Origin of the sequence: Enterobacter cloacae complex sp. IR5458 (assembly GCF_049238025.1) — a bacterium.
Taxonomy (GTDB): Bacteria; Pseudomonadota; Gammaproteobacteria; order Enterobacterales; family Enterobacteriaceae; genus Enterobacter; species Enterobacter kobei.
Map to the genome: position 1 here is coordinate 21,444 of NZ_JBMKIF010000004.1, position 17,816 is coordinate 39,259.

Sequence of the window (17,816 nt, forward strand, 5' to 3'; positions counted from 1 at the left end):
GTGTCCATTCAAAAATTACGTCACATCACCGTGTCGCAAGAAGCGATGAGTAATAGCGCACTAAAACGGTGAAAGAAACCCAGCGAGGGTAAAGTTATTAAAGTTTATGCAATAACATTCATTTACGCTTTGATTCAGGCGATTTTTTTGTCTTCTGTTGCGTAATTGTTAGGTTTATCTCACCATGGCGAAAAAGGTGACCCGGATTAACAACTCATCAGGAGTAAATATGATTACGCTGTGGGGCAGGAACAATTCGACCAACGTGAAGAAAGTGCTCTGGACGCTGGAAGAGCTGGATTTACCGTTTAATCAAATCATGGCTGGCATGGCATTCGGGGTAAACAGAGAGGCCGACTATCTGGCGATGAACCCGAACGGCCTGGTGCCGCTGCTGCGCGATGACGAAACAGACGCGACGCTTTGGGAATCTAACACTATTGTGCGCTACCTCGCCGCCCAGTACGGCCTTGGCCGTCTGTGGGTTGAAAACCCGGCGCAGCGCGCCCAGGGTGAAAAGTGGATGGACTGGGCAAACCAGACGTTCTCTCCTGTTCACCGGGTGATCCTGATGGGGCTAGTGAGAACCCCCGAGGCCGAGCGCGACTATCCTGCTATTCATGCCGCTCAGGATGCCTGTGAAAACCTGTTTGCCATGATGGATGACGAACTGGCGAAGCACGCCTGGTTCTCCGGCGAGACGTTCGGCGTGGGGGATATTGCCGTGGCGCCGTTTGTCTGGAACCTGACCAATATGGGGCTGAACTGGACGCCGCGCCCTCACCTTGAACGCTGGCTCAAGCAACTGAGCGAGCGTCCGGCGTACCGTAACGTCGTGATGACCCCGGTCACCTGATTACGCACCGGACGGGCTGACTTTTAGCAGTTGCCCGTCCGTTTCATCGGTGAGCACATACAGATACCCGTCCGGCCCCACCCGCACATCGCGAATACGTTGATCCCGATCGCCCAGGATGCGCCCGTCCTCCGTGACCTTGTTGCCCTCCACGCTCAGGACGATAACGTCTTTCTCCTTTAGCGCCCCAATAAACAGTTTGTTTTTCCACTGCGGAAAAACGTCGCTGTTGTAGAACGCCATGCCGCTGACCGCGGGCGAGACTTTCCAGACAAACAGCGGCTTCTCGGTTCCCTCGACGTGTTCACCTTTGGCTTCGGGGATTTTCAGGCCACTGTAATTAATGCCGTGTGTCGCCAGCGGCCAGCCGTAATTTTTGCCTTTCTCCGGGATATTGATTTCATCCCCGCCGCGCGGGCCATGTTCGTTCAGCCAGAGCGTGTCGCTCCACGGATTCATCGCCATTCCCTGCGGGTTGCGAATGCCATAAGACCAGATTTCCGGCCGTGCGCCGGCGGTGTTCACAAAGGGGTTATCCGCAGGCACTTTACCGTCCTCGGTCAGGCGCACCACTTTCCCCTGCAGCTTGTCCAGGTCCTGCGCCGTCGGGCGCTGGTTGTTCTCGCCGAGTCCGATAAAGAGGTAGCCTTTGCCGTCAAACACCAGCCGTCCGCCAAAATGGTTACCGGTCGAGAGTTTCGGCATCTGGCGGAACACGACCTGGAATGCCTCGATGCGGGAAAGATCGTCGCTTAAGCGGCCATAACCCACCGTCGTTCCGGCTTTGCCGTCATGCCCTGCTTCGGCGTAACTCAGCCAGACGCGGCGCGACGTTGCAAAATCCGGCGCCAGCACCACGTCCAGCAGTCCTCCCTGACCGTTCGCCCAGACCTTCGGAACGCCGACAATGGGATCGGAAAGCCCTTTTCCGGCCTGCCAGTGTTTGAGCTGCCCGCCCTTGAGGGTGACCAGAAGCCCTTTATTGTCCGGCAGGAACGCCATCGACCAGGGGTGATCGAGTCGGTTTTGCAGCACCTCGACCTTCACCGCCTCTGGCGCCGCAAGAAGTGAAAAGGAAAAGCACAACGCAGGAAGGAAAATCAACGAGGACCGTGGCATGACGCGCTCCTTTTTCGGCATATGGCATAAAGATTAGCCAGTACCTCCGGGCGCGTTACCACTTTTACAAAAGCTTAATCAGAAGGGGGAGTTGCCTCCCCCGGGTTCAGTGTTGCTCAAGCTTCTCGTGCTCGGACAGACACATGATGCATAGAGAAAGCGTTGTCAGGCAGTTTTCAAGCTTCTCCGCGTTCACAGCGATAAAATTCGGGCAGTCGTGGCGTCCGTTCATCAAACATACCCCAGCAATGGAGAGCACCTCAGCGGCACGACGCAGCGCCATTAACTCGCATTCATCGTATTCCGCCCTCAGGATCGGTGCTTTTTCACGCATGAAATTGCAAAGTTCAAACAGATTATCACGCAGATGTTCGCTTTCGCTGACTGACATATAGCCTTTGGCCTTCCTGAGCTGCAGATAAGCGGCCAGGTCGATTCGGGCGTTGATCAGCTTGTTAAGCAGATCGCGTTTCAGTCTGTCAACGGACATGCTATTTCCTCCTCTGTCAGCCATGTTGCACAGTCAGAATAAGTTCATTTTTTGTACAGTTTAATGCCTGAGATCAATTATTCTTAACTGATTAACATTATTTACAATGTTACAACCTCTGCCCGACACATCCCGCTTGCAAAGAGTGTATAAATCCCACGCGATACGCTGTAAAATCCCGCCCTGATAACTCCATAATTGATGAATTTTTAACCTATGAGCAATGTTACGCACCCGCCGAAAATCGGCTTCGTCTCCCTCGGCTGCCCGAAAAACCTGGTGGATTCCGAACGCATCCTTACCGAACTTCGTACCGAAGGCTATGACGTGGTGCCAAGCTACGACAACGCCGATATGGTGATTGTGAACACCTGCGGGTTTATTGACAGCGCGGTTCAGGAGTCCCTGGAAGCCATCGGTGAAGCCCTGACGGAAAACGGCAAAGTCATTGTGACCGGCTGTCTGGGCGCGAAAGAGGACCAGATCCGCGAAGTGCATCCGAAGGTGCTGGAGATCACTGGCCCGCACAGTTACGAGCAGGTGCTGGAACATGTTCATCACTACGTGCCAAAACCAAAGCACAATCCGTTCCTGAGCCTGGTGCCGGAACAGGGCGTGAAGCTGACGCCGCGTCACTACGCTTACCTGAAAATTTCCGAAGGCTGCAACCATCGCTGCACCTTCTGCATCATCCCGTCCATGCGTGGCGACCTGGTGAGTCGTCCGATTGGCGACGTGCTGGCGGAAGCTAAACGTCTGGCCGATGCTGGCGTGAAAGAACTGCTGGTGATTTCCCAGGATACCTCTGCTTACGGCGTAGACGTGAAGCACCGTTCCGGTTTCCACAACGGCGAGCCGGTGAAAACCAGCATGGTGGGCCTGTGCGAGCAGCTCGCGAAGCTGGGGATCTGGACGCGTCTGCATTACGTCTACCCATATCCGCACGTTGACGACGTCATTCCGTTGATGGCGGAAGGCAAAATCCTGCCGTATCTGGACATCCCGCTGCAGCACGCCAGTCCGCGTATCCTGAAGCTGATGAAACGTCCTGGCTCCGTTGACCGTCAGCTGGCACGCATTAAACAGTGGCGCGAAATCTGCCCGGATCTGACCCTGCGCTCAACCTTCATCGTCGGCTTCCCGGGTGAAACCGAAGAAGATTTCCAGATGCTGCTCGATTTCCTGAAAGAAGCGCGTCTGGACCGCGTAGGCTGCTTCAAGTACAGCCCGGTTGAAGGCGCAACCGCCAACGAACTGGCGGATCAGGTGCCGGAAGAGGTGAAAGAAGAGCGCTGGAACCGCTTTATGCAGCTGCAACAGCAGATCTCTGCTGAACGTCTGCAGGAGAAAGTGGGCCGAGAGATCATGGTTATCATTGACGAAGTGGACGAAGAAGGCGCAATTGGCCGCAGCATGGCGGATGCCCCTGAAATCGACGGCGCGGTGTACCTGAACGGCGAAACTCGCGTTAAGCCGGGTGATATTATTCGCGTGAAGGTTGAAAACGCGGACGAATATGACCTGTGGGGTAGCCGGGTTTAATCGTACTGCACCTCATTTCCAGGCCGGGTAAGGCGTAGTCGCCACCCGGCACATTCCACTGCCCTACCCCTTAATCCTCGGATCCAGCGCGTCGCGCAGCCCGTCCCCCAGCAGGTTAAATGCCAGCACGGTCAGGAAAATCGCCAGACTCGGGAAGATCGCCACGTGCGGCGCAATCACCATATCTGCCCTCGCCTCGTTCAGCATCGCGCCCCACTCCGGCGTCGGTGGCTGTGCGCCTAACCCCAGAAACGACAGGCTGGCCGCAGAAATAATCGACACGCCGATGCGCATGGTGAAATAGACCACAATAGACGACACCGTTCCCGGCAGAATATGACTGAACAGAATGGTGGCATCGCTGGCCCCCATGCTGCGGGCGGACTCGATAAACGTCTGCTGTTTCAGCACCAGCGTGTTGCCGCGCACAAGGCGGGCAAAGGCGGGAATCGAAAATACCGCGACGGCAATAATCACGTTCGCCATGCCGCTGCCCATAATGGCCACCACGGCAATGGCCAGCAGAATGCCGGGGAAGGCAAACAGCACGTCGCAGATTCGCATGATGATGCGATCCCACCAGCCTTCGTAATATCCGGCGACGAGACCCAGCACGGTACCGATTGCCGCGCCGATCAGTACCGCAAACACCCCGGCGGCAAGCGAGATTTGCGCCCCCGCCAGCACGCGGCTGAAGATATCGCGCCCAAGGGAATCCACACCGAACCAGTGGAGCATGGACGGCCCATCATTCAGGCGGTCGTAGTCAAAATAGTTTTCCGCATCAAACGGCGCCACCCAGGGTGCAACGATCGCTACCGCAATCAGCAGCAGCACAAATAGCCCCGCCGTCATGGCGACCGGCTGACGGCGAAAACGCCGCCAGAATTCCGACCACGGCGTGCGGATATGCTCCGGTTTCAGCCCCGGCATAGCGTTTAAAACGGCCTGACGTCGCCAGTTCAACAATCGCATTTTACTTATACCTGATGGCCGGGTTAATGGCGGCGTAGAGCACATCCACCACTAAGTTGATAAGAATAAACTCCAGGGAGAAAAGCAGGACTTCCGCCTGAATTACCGGGTAGTCGCGCATCTCGACCGAATCGACCAGCAGACGCCCCAGCCCCGGCCAGTTGAAGACCTTTTCCACGACGATAGAGCCGCCCAGCAGAAAGCCAAACTGCAGCCCCATCATCGTCACCACCGGGATCATCGCATTACGAAACCCGTGCTTAAGAATGACCCACTTCTCGCTGACCCCTTTCGCCCGCGCGGTGCGAATATAATCTTCACTCAGCACGTCAACGAAGGAGGCGCGGGTAAAGCGGGCCATTACCGCCGAGACGGCAGCCCCCAGCGTCATAGAGGGCAGAATGTAATGCTTCCAGGTATCGGCCCCAACGGTCGGCAGCCAGCCCAGCTCAACGGAGAAGATTTGCATCAGCAGCATCCCCAGCGCGAACGCCGGAAAAGAGATACCGGTGACCGCCAGCGCCATACCGAGCTTATCCGGCCAGCGGTTGCGCCAGACCGCCGCAACAATCCCGGCGCCCAGCCCAAACACCACTGCCCAGCTCATACTGGCAATCGTTAGCCAGAACGTGGGCATAAAGCGGCTGGCGATTTCCTCCGCTACCGGACGACGCGACACCATCGAGATGCCAAAATCGCCCTGCAGAACGTTGCAAATGTAATGAAGAAACTGCATATACAGTGGCTGATCCAGGCCCAGCTGCTTGCGCACCATCTCAATGACGGCGGCATCTGCTTCCGGCCCGGCAACCAGACGCGCCGGATCGCCCGGCAGCATATGCACAAACAAAAATACCAGTATCGCCACAATCAGCAGCGTCGGGATAAGCCCAAGCAAGCGTTTACAAACATAATTCAGCATGAGTGTTATTTTAAATCCGCATCGTCAAAGCTAAAGCCCGTATCCGGCATGATGTAGAACCCGGTCAGCGCTTTGTTATGGGCTGAAACCAGTTTCTCCACCACCAGCGGTACCCACGGCGACTCTTTCCAGATAAGGTCCTGGGCGTCTTTGTAGAGGCGCGCTTTCTCTTCCGGTTTAGTGGTTTTCAGGGCATCGGCCAGATCGTTGTCCACCTGCGGATTGCTGTAAAACGCGGTGTTAAACAGGGTTGGCGGCCAGTTTTGCGAAGCAAACAGCGGTGCAAGCGCCCAGTCGGCTTCACCGGTCGACGCCGACCAACCGGTATAGAACATCCGCACGCCGCTCTCTTTCTGCCCTTTCCCCTCGACCTCCGCGGCCCGCTGACCGGCATCCATCGCGGTGACCTGCACCTTGATGCCCACCTGCGCCAGCTGCTGCTGGGTGAACTGCAGCACCTTCTGGGCGGTACTGTGATTATGCGACGACCACAGCGTGGTGCTGAAACCGTTCGGGAAGCCCGCCTCTTTGAGCAGCTCGCGCGCTTTAGCCGGATCGTACGGCCACGGCTGATAGCTTTGCGCATAGGCAATAGCCGGAGGCAGCACGCCGGTCGCCGGGGTGGCATAGCCCGCAAAAGCGACCTTCACCAGCGCCTGACGGTTAATCGCATAGTTGATCGCTTCACGTACCTTTGGGTTATCAAACGGCTTCTGCGTGACGTTCATGCTGATATAGCGCTGCATGATTGACGGACTGGCCACCAGCTCCAGCTTGCTGTTTTTCTGCAGAATAGCGGCCTGCTCATACGGGATGGGGAAAGCAAACTGCGCCTCACCCGTTTGCAGCATCGCTGCGCGGGTATTGTTATCCACCACCGGACGCCAGGTGATGGTGTCCAGCTTCGGCAGCCCTTTCTGCCAGTACCCTGGGAATTTCTTCACCTTCACAAAATCGGTCTGGTTCCAGGTGAGCAGCTCGTACGGGCCGGTACCGACCGGGTGGAAGCCAATCTCCTTGCCGTACTTTTTCAACGCGGCAGGCGAGATCATCGCCGTTGCCGGGTGCGCCAGTATATTGATAAACGCCGAGAATGGCGCTTTCAGCGTGATTTTGACCGTCGTCGGATCCACCGCCTCGGTGCTGGCGATGTTTTTATAAAGGTTATAGCGCTTCAGGCTGTTTTCCGGGTTGCTGGCACGGTCAAGGTTGACCTTTACCGCCTCCGCATTGAAATCGGTACCGTCCTGGAACTTCACGCCGGAACGAAGCTTGATGGTATAGACCAGACCGTCGTCGGAGACGGTATACCCCTGCGCCAGAACATTTTTGAGCTTCATCTCGTTATCCAGGCCGAACAGCCCCTGATAGAACGATTTCGCCACCGCCTGGGAAAGCGTATCGTTGGCGTCATACGGATCCAGCGTGGTGAAGTTGGAGCCGACGGCAACCACCACGTCCTTGGCGGCGAACGCGGGGGCAGCGGCCAGGGCTGCCGTCACGCTCGCGGCTAACAACCATTTACGCGCTACAAATGTAACCATTGTGTTCTCCTGCCTGTTGTAAGTTATAACCGTGAGAAGGCATTGTCCTGGCGCGGCGGAGCCACGAAGTGGCCCGGACCAACCTCACGCAGCGTGACGCGCTCCACGGCCTCGCCGCGTTTGCGAATATTGCTCGGCATTTCATCCTGCAGCAGCACGCGCTGGCCGTGACGATGCGCGGGGTCAGCAACCGGTACCGCCGCGATAAGCTTGCGAGTGTAAGGATGTTGCGGGTTCTCAAACACTGCCCTTCGCGGACCTATCTCCACGATTTGCCCCATGAACATCACCGCCACGCGATGGCTGATGCGCTCGACCACCGCCATATCGTGCGAGATAAACAGGAAAGCGATGCCCATATCCCGCTGTAAATCGAGCAATAAGTTGATGATTTGCGCCCGGATTGAGACATCCAGCGCCGAAACGGATTCATCCGCAATCACCACTTTCGGGTTCAGCGCCAGCGCACGGGCAATGCAGATACGCTGCCGCTGCCCGCCGGAAAACTCGTGCGGATAACGCCAGGCATGTTCCGGCTTGAGGCCGACGCGCTCCAGCAGCCAGGCCACGCGACGCTGCGCCGCCTCGCCGTCGAGCAGGTTATGCACCCGCAGCGGCTCCATAATTGAGTACCCTACCGTATGGCGCGGATCGAGGGAGGCATACGGATCCTGGAAAATAAACTGAATATCCCGGCGTACCGCCTGTAATTTGTTGTCTGGCAGGGTATCGATTCGTTCGCCGTTAAAGGTGATTGTCCCTTCCTGCGTCTCCACCAGCCGAAGCAGTGCGCGTCCGGTGGTGGATTTCCCGCAGCCGGACTCCCCCACCAGCGCCAGCGTTTCGCCCGGCCATAAATCGAAACTGACGTTTTCGACCGCGTGGACTTCGCGCTTCAGGCGATTGAAAATCCCGCTGCGCAGCGGAAAACGGGTCACCAGGTCGCGCACTTCAAGAATGGGTTTGCCCGGCACCACGGTATCCTGCTCGCGTTCATCCTCCTGCTGCCCTGTCGCTTCAAGGGAAATCAGCGGAAAACGACGCGGCAGGTCGCTGCCGTTCATCGCGCCAAGACGCGGCACCGCCGCCAGCAGCGCTTTAGTATAAGGATGCACAGGGGCATGAAAAATCTGTTCGACCGTGCCGGTTTCCACCGCGTTGCCCTTGTGCATCACCAGCACCCGGTCGGCGATGTCAGCCACCACGCCCATATCGTGGGTGATAAATATTACCCCCATCTCCATCTCTTGCTGCAGCACTTTGATAAGCTGCAGGATCTGCGCCTGAATCGTCACGTCCAGCGCCGTTGTCGGTTCATCCGCAATCAGTACCGCCGGACGGCAGGAGAGCGCCATGGCAATCATCACCCGCTGGCGCATACCGCCGGAAAGCTGATGCGGGTAACGTCCCAGAATGGCCTGCGCCTCGGGAATGCGCACCAGCTCCAGCATCCTTCTGGCTTCGTTGAGCGCCTCATCGCCGCTTAGCCCCTGATGCAGCCGGATGGACTCGGCAATCTGTTCCCCTACCGGGAAAACCGGGTTAAGCGAAGTCATCGGCTCCTGAAAGATCATCGCAATATCTGCCCCGCGCACGCCCTGCATCTGCGCGCCGCTCAGCTCGTTTAAATCAATGACCTGACGATTACGGCGGCGCAGGAGCATCTTCTCGCTGCTGATTTGCCCGCCCGTCTGTTCCAGCAGACGCATCAGCGCCAGCGCGGTGACCGATTTACCGGAACCGGATTCGCCAACAATTGCCAGCGTCTCGCCGCGTCTGAGCGAGAACGATAAATTTTCTACTGCGGGGATGAACTGCCGCTCTTCCTGAAACGCAATATTCAGCTGATGGACAGCCAGTACTTCGCCGTTGTCCAGCTCTTCACTGTGCGGCACGCGCGGCCCCCTTATTCACGATAGATGCCCGTGCTCGGTTCATCACCGGCGTAACCCCAGGCGCGATACATCCCTTCGCTGTTAAACGGCAGGGCCACGTTGCCCTCACGGTCCACGGCAATTAGGCCGCCAACGCCGCCCAGAGCAGGCAATTTTTCCATCACCACGCGCTCGCAGGCCTCGCTCAGGCTTAAACCGCCGTAATCCATCAGCGCGGTGATGTCGTAGGCCGCGAGGGCGCGAATAAACACTTCCCCGGTGCCGGTACACGACACCGCCGCCGTGGCGTTATTGGCATAGCAGCCGGCGCCCGGCAGCGGGCTGTCGCCGACGCGGCCGGGCAGCTTGTTGGTCATGCCGCCCGTTGAGGTCGCCGCCGCGAGGTTGCCGGCCTTATCCAGCGCCACCGCGCCGACCGTGCCCATTTTGGTGGTTTCATCCAGCGGCGCAGCATGATCAAGCTGCGTCATACCCGCTGAACGGGCTTCCAGCAGTTGCTGATAGCGCTCCTCCGTGGAAAAAAGATCGGGCGATACCGGTTCCATTCCGTGCTCACGGGCAAATTTCTCCGCCCCGGCGCCCGTCAGCAGAACGTGCGGACTCTCTTCCATCACCAGACGCGCCGCCAGCACCGGATTACGCAGATGACTCACGCCCGCCACGGCCCCTGCCTTCAGGGTGACGCCGTCCATCACGCAAGCATCAAGCTCGTGGGTTTCATCCCGGGTAAAGACTGAACCGATGCCAGCATTAAAGAGCGGACACTCCTCCAGCAGACGCACCGCCTCGGTGACCACATCCAGCGCGCTCTCGCCCGCTTCCAGCATTTTCTGACCTGTTTCAACAATGGCGTACAGCGCGTCAATATAACGCTTTTCCTGCTCAGGACTGAGCTGTGCACGGGTGATTGCCCCTGCGCCACCATGAATTGCGATTACCGCATTAACCATTCACATCACCCGTTAGCCTGATTCGCGGCTTTTTCTATAAATATCATTATCGTCGATGAAACTTCAGATGATTTTTGAATATAGAAAGACGCAACTGTGATGTAAAGCGTACACCCATCGGGTCATACAGTTAGCCGCACTTTTCTGCCATAATGGACGCTTTCGTTGTTACTCCTCAGGAGCCCACCATGGATTTTACCGCCGGACTGATGCCGCTTGAGACGGCACTCACGCAGATGCTTGACCGACTTTCGCCGCTGCAAGACGTCGAAACGCTGCCCCTCGTGCGCTGTTTTGGCCGAATCGCCGCGCGCGATATCGTCTCTCCGCTTAACGTGCCGGGGTTCGATAATTCCGCGATGGACGGTTACGCGGTACGCCTGGCGGACCTCCAGACGGGCAACGCCCTGCCGGTGGTGGGTAAAGCCTTTGCCGGTCAGCCGTTTAGCGGTGAATGGCCTGTGGGCACCTGCGTGCGGATCATGACCGGCGCGCCGGTTCCGCCAGGCTGCGATGCCGTGGTGATGCAGGAAGAAACCGAACAGACGGACGACGGCGTGCGTTTTACCGCCAGCGTCAAAGCGGGCCAGAACATCCGCCGTACCGGCGAGGACATTACCCTTGGCGCAACGGTCTTTGCCGCCGGGCAGAAACTGACGGTGGCGGAGCTGCCGGTGCTGGCCTCGCTCGGCATCGCGGACATTGACGTTATCCGGAAAGTGCGCGTCGCGGTGTTCTCCACCGGTGACGAGCTGCAGCTTCCGGGCCAGCCGCTGCAGGACGGTCAGATTTACGACACCAACCGGCTGGCAGTCCACCTGATGCTGGAGCAGCTGGGCTGCGAAGTGATTAATCTCGGCATCATTCCTGACGATCCGGAAAAACTGCGCGCGGCATTTATTGAGGCGGATAAATCCGCCGATGTGGTCATCAGCTCCGGCGGCGTCTCCGTGGGGGAAGCGGATTACACCAAAACCCTTCTTGAAGAGCTGGGCGAAATCGCCTTCTGGAAGCTGGCAATCAAACCGGGCAAACCGTTCGCGTTTGGCAAGCTTCCGCACAGCTGGTTCTGCGGTCTGCCGGGTAACCCGGTCTCAGCGGCACTCACCTTTTACCAGCTGGTGATCCCGCTGCTGGCGAAGCTTTCCGGCAACACCGCCAGCCCGCTGCCGGAACGCCTGCGCGTGCGCGCCGCGACGCGCCTGAAAAAATCGCCGGGTCGGCTTGATTTCCAGCGCGGCATTCTGGCGCATAACGCGCACGGTGAGCTGGAAGTCAGCACGACCGGGCACCAGGGTTCGCACATTTTCAGCTCCTTCAGCCTGGGCAACTGCTTTATCGTGCTGGAGCGCGAGCGCGGCAACGTGGAAGCGGGTGAATGGGTTGAGGTAGAGCGCTTCAACCACCTGTTCGGAGGCTGACATGACGGTGGAACTGAGCGACCAGGAGATGATGCGCTACAACCGCCAGATTGTCCTGCGCGGATTTGATTTCGAGGGACAGGAAGCACTCAAGGCGGCCAGCGTGCTGGTTGTTGGCCTCGGCGGGCTCGGCTGCGCCGCCGCGCAATACCTGGCCGCGGCGGGCGTGGGCAGGATGACGCTGCTGGATTTTGATACCGTATCGGTGTCTAACCTGCAGCGCCAGACGCTGCACAGCGACGCGACCATTGGCGAGCCAAAAGTGGAATCCGCCCGGGCTGCCCTGGCGCGCATCAACCCCAACGTTCAGTTCACCCTGCTTGACGCGATGCTGGATGACGAGGCGTTATTTGCGCAGATTGCGCAGCACGATCTGGTGCTCGACTGCACCGATAACGTCGCCGTTCGTAACCAGCTTAATGCAGGCTGTTTTGCCCACAAAACCCCGCTGGTCTCCGGCGCGGCGATCCGCATGGAGGGGCAGATCAGCGTCTTCACCTATGCGGAGGGGGCCCCCTGCTACCGTTGCCTGAGCCGTCTGTTTGGTGAGAATGCGCTAACCTGCGTTGAGGCGGGCGTGATGGCGCCGCTCGTCGGCGTGATTGGGTCGCTGCAGGCGATGGAAGCGATTAAAGTGCTGGCGCATTACGGTACGCCTGCCGCAGGAAAAATCGTGATGTATGACGCGATGACCTGCCAGTTCCGCGAGATGAAGCTGATGCGTAATCCGGGATGTGAGGTTTGTGGAGGTTAAAGCAAACGGCAACCTTCAGGTTGCCGTTTTAGTGTTTGCTCCCTCTCCCTGTGGGAGAGGGTTGGGGTGAGGGCATCAGGCCGCACCCGTCAGATCGACGTCCGACCAAACGCCCCCTGCCAGTCCTGCTCAAACTTCACAATCGCTGCGTCTACCGCAGGAGAGGTAATAAACTGCTGCGCCACGTCCAGCGGCAGCGTGATGGACTCGCATCCTGCCAGCAGGCAGTCCAGCGCCTGACGTGGGGTTTTAAAGCTCGCGGCCAGCACTTTTGATTGCGGGGCGTGCAGCGTCAGCAGCTGTTGCAGCTCAACCACGGTCTGGATACCGTCCCCGCCCTGCGCGTCCACGCGGTTCACGTATGGCGCGATATACTCTGCTCCTGCCAGCGCGGAGAGCATGCCCTGGGCCGCGCCGTACACCGCCGTACCCAGCGTCGGAATGCCTTCCGCTTTCAGCATCTTGATGGCTGCCAGCCCTTCGGCAGTTACCGGCACTTTCACCACCAGGTCGTTAATCATCGCGCGCAGCTTAAGCGCGTCTTCCACCATACCTTCAGCGGTCGTCGCCATCACCTGCGCGAACAGACGGCCTTTACCGCCCATCGCGTCGTGCAGCGCGGGCAGAAGCTCATCCAGCGGCGTTTTACCTGCCGCCACAATGCTTGGGTTGGTGGTCACGCCCGCCAGCGGGAAGATACGCGCCAGCTTTTTGACTGCCGCAACGTCTGATGTGTCGAGATAAAGTTCCATGATGTCACCCTCAAAATTAGCCTGCACTTAACCTATCACAGGAAAACCTGCTCAGGAGTTGACCTGCATCAAGATAACTTTCATTCGAAAGTCATTTAATCTTCATATGCAACCTGAGGATAAAAACATGATCTTCAATATTCAGCGTTACTCCACCCACGATGGCCCCGGTATTCGTACCGTGGTGTTCCTGAAAGGGTGCTCGCTGGGCTGTCGCTGGTGCCAGAACCCGGAAAGCCGTTCCCGTAGCCGGGACGTGCTGTTTGATGCGCGCCTGTGCCTTGACGGCTGCGACCTGTGTCAGCAGGCGGCGCCGGGCTGTATCGAACGCGCGCTGAATGGTCTCGTCATCCACCGTGAAAAATTGCGTGAAGAGACGCTCAACGCCCTCACCGACTGCTGCCCGACGCAGGCGCTGACCGTATGCGGTGAAGAACAGCAGGTGGGCGAGATCATGGCGACCGTGCTGCGCGATAAGCCCTTTTACGACCGCAGCGGCGGCGGTATTACGCTTTCCGGCGGCGAGCCATTTATGAACCCGGAGCTGGCGCACGCGCTGTTTAAAGCCAGCCACGAACAGGGGATCCACACCGCCGTTGAAACCTGTCTTCACGTGCCGTGGCACTATATCGAGCCTTCATTACCGTACGTCGATCTGTTCCTCGCCGACCTGAAACACGTCGATCCTGAGGTGTTCAAACAGTGGACGGACGGCTCGGCCAAACGGATCCTCGATAACCTGAAGCGCCTTGCCGCTGCCGGGAAAAAAATCACCATTCGCGTACCGCTGATTCAGGGCTTCAATGCCGATGAAGCGTCCGTGACCGCCATTACCAACTTCGCCGCCGATGAACTTGGCGTCGATGATATTCATTTTCTGCCGTATCACACGCTGGGCATGAACAAATACACCCTGCTTGGCCAACCCTACTCTGCCCCTGACAAACCGCTGGATAACCCTGCCCTGCTGGACTTCGCGCAGCAGTACGCCTGCCAGAAAGGGTTAACCGCGACCTTACGAGGATAAACCTATGACGACGTTAAATCTCAACACCCTCAGCGAGCGCATCAAGGCGCACAAAACCGCGCTGGTCCATATCGTTAAGCCGCCGGTCTGTACCGAGCGCGCGCAGCATTACACCGAAATGTACCAGCAGCACATGGACAAGCCGATCCCGGTGCGTCGCGCCCTGGCGCTGGCGCATCATCTGGCTGAGCGTACCATCTGGATAAAACACGACGAGCTGATTATCGGTAACCAGGCAAGCGAAGTTCGCGCCGCACCTATCTTCCCGGAATACACCGTCTCCTGGATTGAAAAAGAGATCGACGATCTGGCGGACCGTCCGGGCGCGGGCTTTGCGGTGAGCGAAGAGAACAAGCGCGTCCTGCATGCGATCTGCCCGTGGTGGCGCGGCCAGACGGTGCAGGATCGCTGCTACGGCATGTTCACCGACGAGCAAAAAGGCCTGCTGGAAACCGGTATTATCAAAGCCGAAGGCAACATGACCTCCGGCGACGCGCACCTGGCGGTGAACTTCCCGCTGGTGCTGGAGAAAGGTCTCGACGGCCTGCGCGCTAAAGTCGCCGAGCGCCGCTCGCGTATCAACCTGACGGTGCTGGACGATCTGCACGGCGACCAGTTCCTGAAAGCGATCGATATCGTGCTGGACGCGGTGAGCCTGCACATCAAACGTTTTGCCGCTCTGGCACGCGAAATGGCGGCCACGGAAACCCGCGAAAGCCGCCGCGACGAGCTGCTGGCAATGGCGGAAAACTGCGACGTGATTGCCCACGAGCCGCCAAAAACCTTCTGGCAGGCGCTGCAGCTGTGCTATTTCATTCAGCTGATCCTGCAGATTGAGTCTAACGGTCACTCCGTGTCGTTTGCCCGTATGGATCAGTATCTCTATCCGTTCTACCGCCGCGACGTGGAGCTGAACCAGAGTCTCGACCGCGAACACGCGATTGAGCTGCTGCACAGCTGCTGGCTGAAGCTGCTGGAAGTGAACAAGATCCGCTCCGGCTCGCACTCTAAGGCCTCTGCCGGTAGCCCGCTGTACCAGAACGTCACCATCGGCGGCCAGAAGCTGGTCAACGGTGAGCCAATGGACGCGGTCAACCCGCTCTCCTACGCGATTCTGGAATCCTGCGGTCGCCTGCGCTCCACTCAGCCGAACCTGAGCGTGCGTTACCACGCAGGCATGAGCAACGACTTCCTTGACGCCTGCGTACAGGTGATCCGCTGCGGCTTCGGGATGCCGGCGTTCAACAACGATGAAATCGTTATCCCGGAATTTATCAAGCTCGGCGTTGAACGTGATGACGCCTATGACTACGCGGCCATCGGCTGTATCGAAACCGCCGTGGGCGGCAAGTGGGGCTATCGCTGCACCGGCATGAGCTTTATCAACTTTGCCCGCGTGATGCTCGCCGCGCTGGAAGGCGGCCGCGACGCCACCAGCGGTAAGGTATTCCTGCCGCAGGAAAAAGCGCTCTCTGCCGGTAACTTCGATAACTTCGAGGAGGTGATGGCGGCGTGGGATACGCAGATTCGCTACTACACCCGCAAATCCATCGAAATTGAGTACGTGGTGGACACCATGCTGGAAGAGAACGTGCACGATATTCTCTGCTCGGCGCTGGTGGACGACTGCATCGAACGCGCGAAAAGCATCAAGCAGGGCGGCGCGAAGTATGACTGGGTTTCCGGCCTGCAGGTGGGTATCGCCAACCTCGGCAACAGTCTGGCGGCGGTGAAGAAGCTGGTGTTTGAACAGGGCGTCATCGGTCAACAGCAGCTGGCGGCGGCGCTGGCGGATGATTTCGACGGGCTGACCCACGAGCAGCTGCGTCAGCGTCTGATCAACGGCGCGCCAAAGTACGGTAACGACGACGACAGCGTGGATATGCTGCTGACGCGTGCTTACCAGACCTACATTGAAGAGCTGAAGCAGTACCACAACCCGCGCTATGGTCGTGGTCCGATTGGCGGTAACTACTACGCGGGCACCTCCTCCATCTCCGCAAACGTGCCGTTTGGTGCGGCAACGATGGCGACTCCGGACGGACGTAAGGCGTATACCCCGCTGGCGGAAGGGGCAAGCCCGGCGTCCGGTACCGACCACCTCGGCCCGACGGCGGTCATCGGCTCCGTGGGTAAACTCCCTACCGAGGCGATTCTGGGCGGCGTGCTGCTGAACCAGAAGCTGAACCCGTCGACGCTGGAAAACGACAGCGATCGCCAGAAGCTGATGGTGCTGCTGCGCACTTTCTTCGAGGTGCATAAAGGCTGGCATATTCAGTACAACATCGTCTCGCGCGAAACGCTGCTGGAAGCGAAGAAACACCCTGACCAGTACCGCGATTTAGTGGTACGCGTGGCGGGCTACTCGGCGTTCTTCACCGCCCTGTCGCCGGATGCACAGGACGATATTATTGCGCGTACCGAGCATACGTTGTAAAAAAGCGCCCGGTGGCGCTGCGCTTACCGGGCCTACATTGTCTCCCCCGTAGGCCGGGTAAGGCGAAGCCGCCACCCGGCTTTCTGACTTTCATTCGAAATTAAATTTGTGCTCCCCGTCACCTTGTTATTAGAATGTTTCAAAACGCAGTGACCCAGGAGCACAGTATGACCGTAAAAGTTATCGTCACCGATATGGACGGAACTTTCCTTGATGATGCCAAGCAGTACGATCGTGACCGCTTCCAGGCACAGTTTGAGCAGCTTAACGCCCGCGGCATTGAATTCGTTGTCGCCAGCGGCAATCAGTATTATCAGCTCATCTCCTTCTTCCCTGAGCTAAAAGATCGAATCTCCTTCGTGGCGGAAAACGGCGCGCTGGTGTTCGATCACGGGGAACACGTTTTCCACGGCGAACTGACTCGCCATGAGTCGCAGATCGTCATTGGCGAACTGCTGAAAGATAACGCGCTGAACTTCGTGGCCTGCGGGCTGCAGAGCGCTTACGTCAGCGATAAAGCCCCGGACGAATTTGTGGCGCTGATGTCTAAGCACTACCATCGCTTAACGCGCGTCAGCGATTATCACGAGATTGACGATGTGCTGTTCAAGTTCTCACTGAACCTGCCCGACAGCGATATCCCGAACCTGATCGACGCGCTGCATGTTTCTCTCGACGGCATTATGAAACCGGTCACCAGCGGCTTTGGGTTTGTGGACTTGATCATTCCTGGCCTGCATAAAGCCAACGGCATCAGCCGCCTGCTGAAGCGCTGGGAGCTCTCCCCACAGCAGTGCGTGGCCATTGGCGACAGCGGCAATGACGCGGAGATGCTGAAGCTGGTGAAATACTCATTTGCGATGAACAACGCGGCAGAAAGCATCAAACAGATCGCCCGCTACAGCACCGACGACAACAACCACCAGGGCGCGCTGAACGTCATTCAGGCCGTGCTCGATAACCATTCCCCGTTCGACGCCTAATCTCTCTCCCGCCGGAGCCCCGCTCCGGCCTATCACTCTTTTTCCGACCTGTGGCTTGCGTCAAGTTTTTAAACTTGCATTAACTTATTTTTAACTTAAAGTATCACTTGTAGATATTTTTACTTTCGAATGAAAGATGCGAGGCAATT

The 17,816-nt window shown here is 58.0% G+C and carries 15 protein-coding genes; 7 read left to right on the plus strand and 8 right to left on the minus strand.

Annotated features, from left to right (window positions below):
* The first annotated feature begins 229 nt into the window (after window positions 1–229).
* A complete protein-coding gene (locus tag ACOTYN_RS04185) occupies window positions 230–856 on the plus strand; it encodes a glutathione S-transferase family protein (protein WP_023338183.1) in 627 nt (208 codons plus the stop codon).
* Here ACOTYN_RS04185 and ACOTYN_RS04190 read toward each other — a convergent pair whose 3' ends face one another.
* Both ACOTYN_RS04190 and bssR read right to left on the minus strand, forming a co-directional pair.
* A complete protein-coding gene (locus ACOTYN_RS04190; RefSeq protein WP_023336979.1) occupies window positions 857–1,975 on the minus strand; it encodes a PQQ-dependent sugar dehydrogenase in 1,119 nt (372 codons plus the stop codon).
* Between the two features lie 106 nt (window positions 1,976–2,081).
* Complete coding sequence (gene bssR / locus ACOTYN_RS04195; protein ID WP_023332493.1) at window positions 2,082–2,465, minus strand: biofilm formation regulator BssR; 384 nt, start codon at window positions 2,463–2,465, stop codon at window positions 2,082–2,084.
* 216 nt (window positions 2,466–2,681) lie between these two features.
* Here bssR and rimO point away from each other — a divergent pair, with 216 nt between their 5' ends.
* On the plus strand, window positions 2,682–4,007 hold the full coding sequence (rimO, locus tag ACOTYN_RS04200; RefSeq protein WP_045134211.1) for a 30S ribosomal protein S12 methylthiotransferase RimO: 1,326 nt from the start codon (window positions 2,682–2,684) through the stop codon (window positions 4,005–4,007).
* Window positions 4,008–4,070: 63 nt separating this feature from the next.
* Here the strand turns inward: rimO and gsiD are convergent, their stop codons facing one another.
* Genes gsiD through iaaA form a run of 5 tightly spaced genes read right to left on the minus strand, consistent with a single transcriptional unit; the run spans window position 4,071 to window position 10,293 of the window.
* Entirely contained in the window at window positions 4,071–4,982 is a 912-nt protein-coding gene (gene gsiD / locus ACOTYN_RS04205) for a glutathione ABC transporter permease GsiD (protein WP_071922449.1), read from the minus strand.
* A 1-nt stretch (window position 4,983) separates the two neighbouring features.
* Window positions 4,984–5,904, minus strand: coding sequence for a glutathione ABC transporter permease GsiC (gene gsiC / locus ACOTYN_RS04210; protein WP_045268560.1), 921 nt, complete (start codon window positions 5,902–5,904; stop codon window positions 4,984–4,986).
* Window positions 5,905–5,909: 5 nt separating this feature from the next.
* Complete coding sequence (gene gsiB / locus ACOTYN_RS04215) at window positions 5,910–7,448, minus strand: glutathione ABC transporter substrate-binding protein GsiB (protein ID WP_071922450.1); 1,539 nt, start codon at window positions 7,446–7,448, stop codon at window positions 5,910–5,912.
* A 23-nt stretch (window positions 7,449–7,471) separates the two neighbouring features.
* On the minus strand, window positions 7,472–9,343 hold the full coding sequence (gene gsiA, locus ACOTYN_RS04220) for a glutathione ABC transporter ATP-binding protein GsiA (RefSeq protein ID WP_023338180.1): 1,872 nt from the start codon (window positions 9,341–9,343) through the stop codon (window positions 7,472–7,474).
* Window positions 9,344–9,354: 11 nt separating this feature from the next.
* Window positions 9,355–10,293, minus strand: coding sequence for a beta-aspartyl-peptidase (iaaA, locus tag ACOTYN_RS04225; protein WP_032637926.1), 939 nt, complete (start codon window positions 10,291–10,293; stop codon window positions 9,355–9,357).
* A gap of 188 nt (window positions 10,294–10,481) precedes the next feature.
* Between iaaA and moeA the strand changes: the two genes are divergently transcribed.
* Both moeA and moeB read left to right on the plus strand, forming a co-directional pair.
* Window positions 10,482–11,714: a molybdopterin molybdotransferase MoeA gene (gene moeA, locus ACOTYN_RS04230; RefSeq protein ID WP_071922452.1), complete on the plus strand. Its 1,233-nt coding sequence runs from the start codon at window positions 10,482–10,484 to the stop codon at window positions 11,712–11,714.
* 1 nt (window position 11,715) lies between these two features.
* A complete protein-coding gene (moeB, locus tag ACOTYN_RS04235; protein WP_047343480.1) occupies window positions 11,716–12,468 on the plus strand; it encodes a molybdopterin-synthase adenylyltransferase MoeB in 753 nt (250 codons plus the stop codon).
* Window positions 12,469–12,557: 89 nt separating this feature from the next.
* Here the strand turns inward: moeB and fsa are convergent, their stop codons facing one another.
* The gene (gene fsa / locus ACOTYN_RS04240; protein ID WP_071922453.1) at window positions 12,558–13,220 is read right to left on the minus strand and encodes a fructose-6-phosphate aldolase; all 663 of its coding nucleotides are present in this window, start codon (window positions 13,218–13,220) and stop codon (window positions 12,558–12,560) included.
* A gap of 127 nt (window positions 13,221–13,347) precedes the next feature.
* Between fsa and ACOTYN_RS04245 the strand changes: the two genes are divergently transcribed.
* The 3 genes from ACOTYN_RS04245 (at window position 13,348) to ACOTYN_RS04255 (ending at window position 17,667) form a co-directional block, all read left to right on the plus strand.
* Window positions 13,348–14,247, plus strand: coding sequence for a glycyl-radical enzyme activating protein (locus ACOTYN_RS04245; RefSeq protein ID WP_014883127.1), 900 nt, complete (start codon window positions 13,348–13,350; stop codon window positions 14,245–14,247).
* Between the two features lie 4 nt (window positions 14,248–14,251).
* Window positions 14,252–16,684: a formate C-acetyltransferase/glycerol dehydratase family glycyl radical enzyme gene (locus tag ACOTYN_RS04250; RefSeq protein WP_071922454.1), complete on the plus strand. Its 2,433-nt coding sequence runs from the start codon at window positions 14,252–14,254 to the stop codon at window positions 16,682–16,684.
* A gap of 167 nt (window positions 16,685–16,851) precedes the next feature.
* A complete protein-coding gene (locus ACOTYN_RS04255; RefSeq protein ID WP_023336967.1) occupies window positions 16,852–17,667 on the plus strand; it encodes a Cof-type HAD-IIB family hydrolase in 816 nt (271 codons plus the stop codon).
* The last annotated feature ends 149 nt before the right edge of the window (window positions 17,668–17,816 follow it).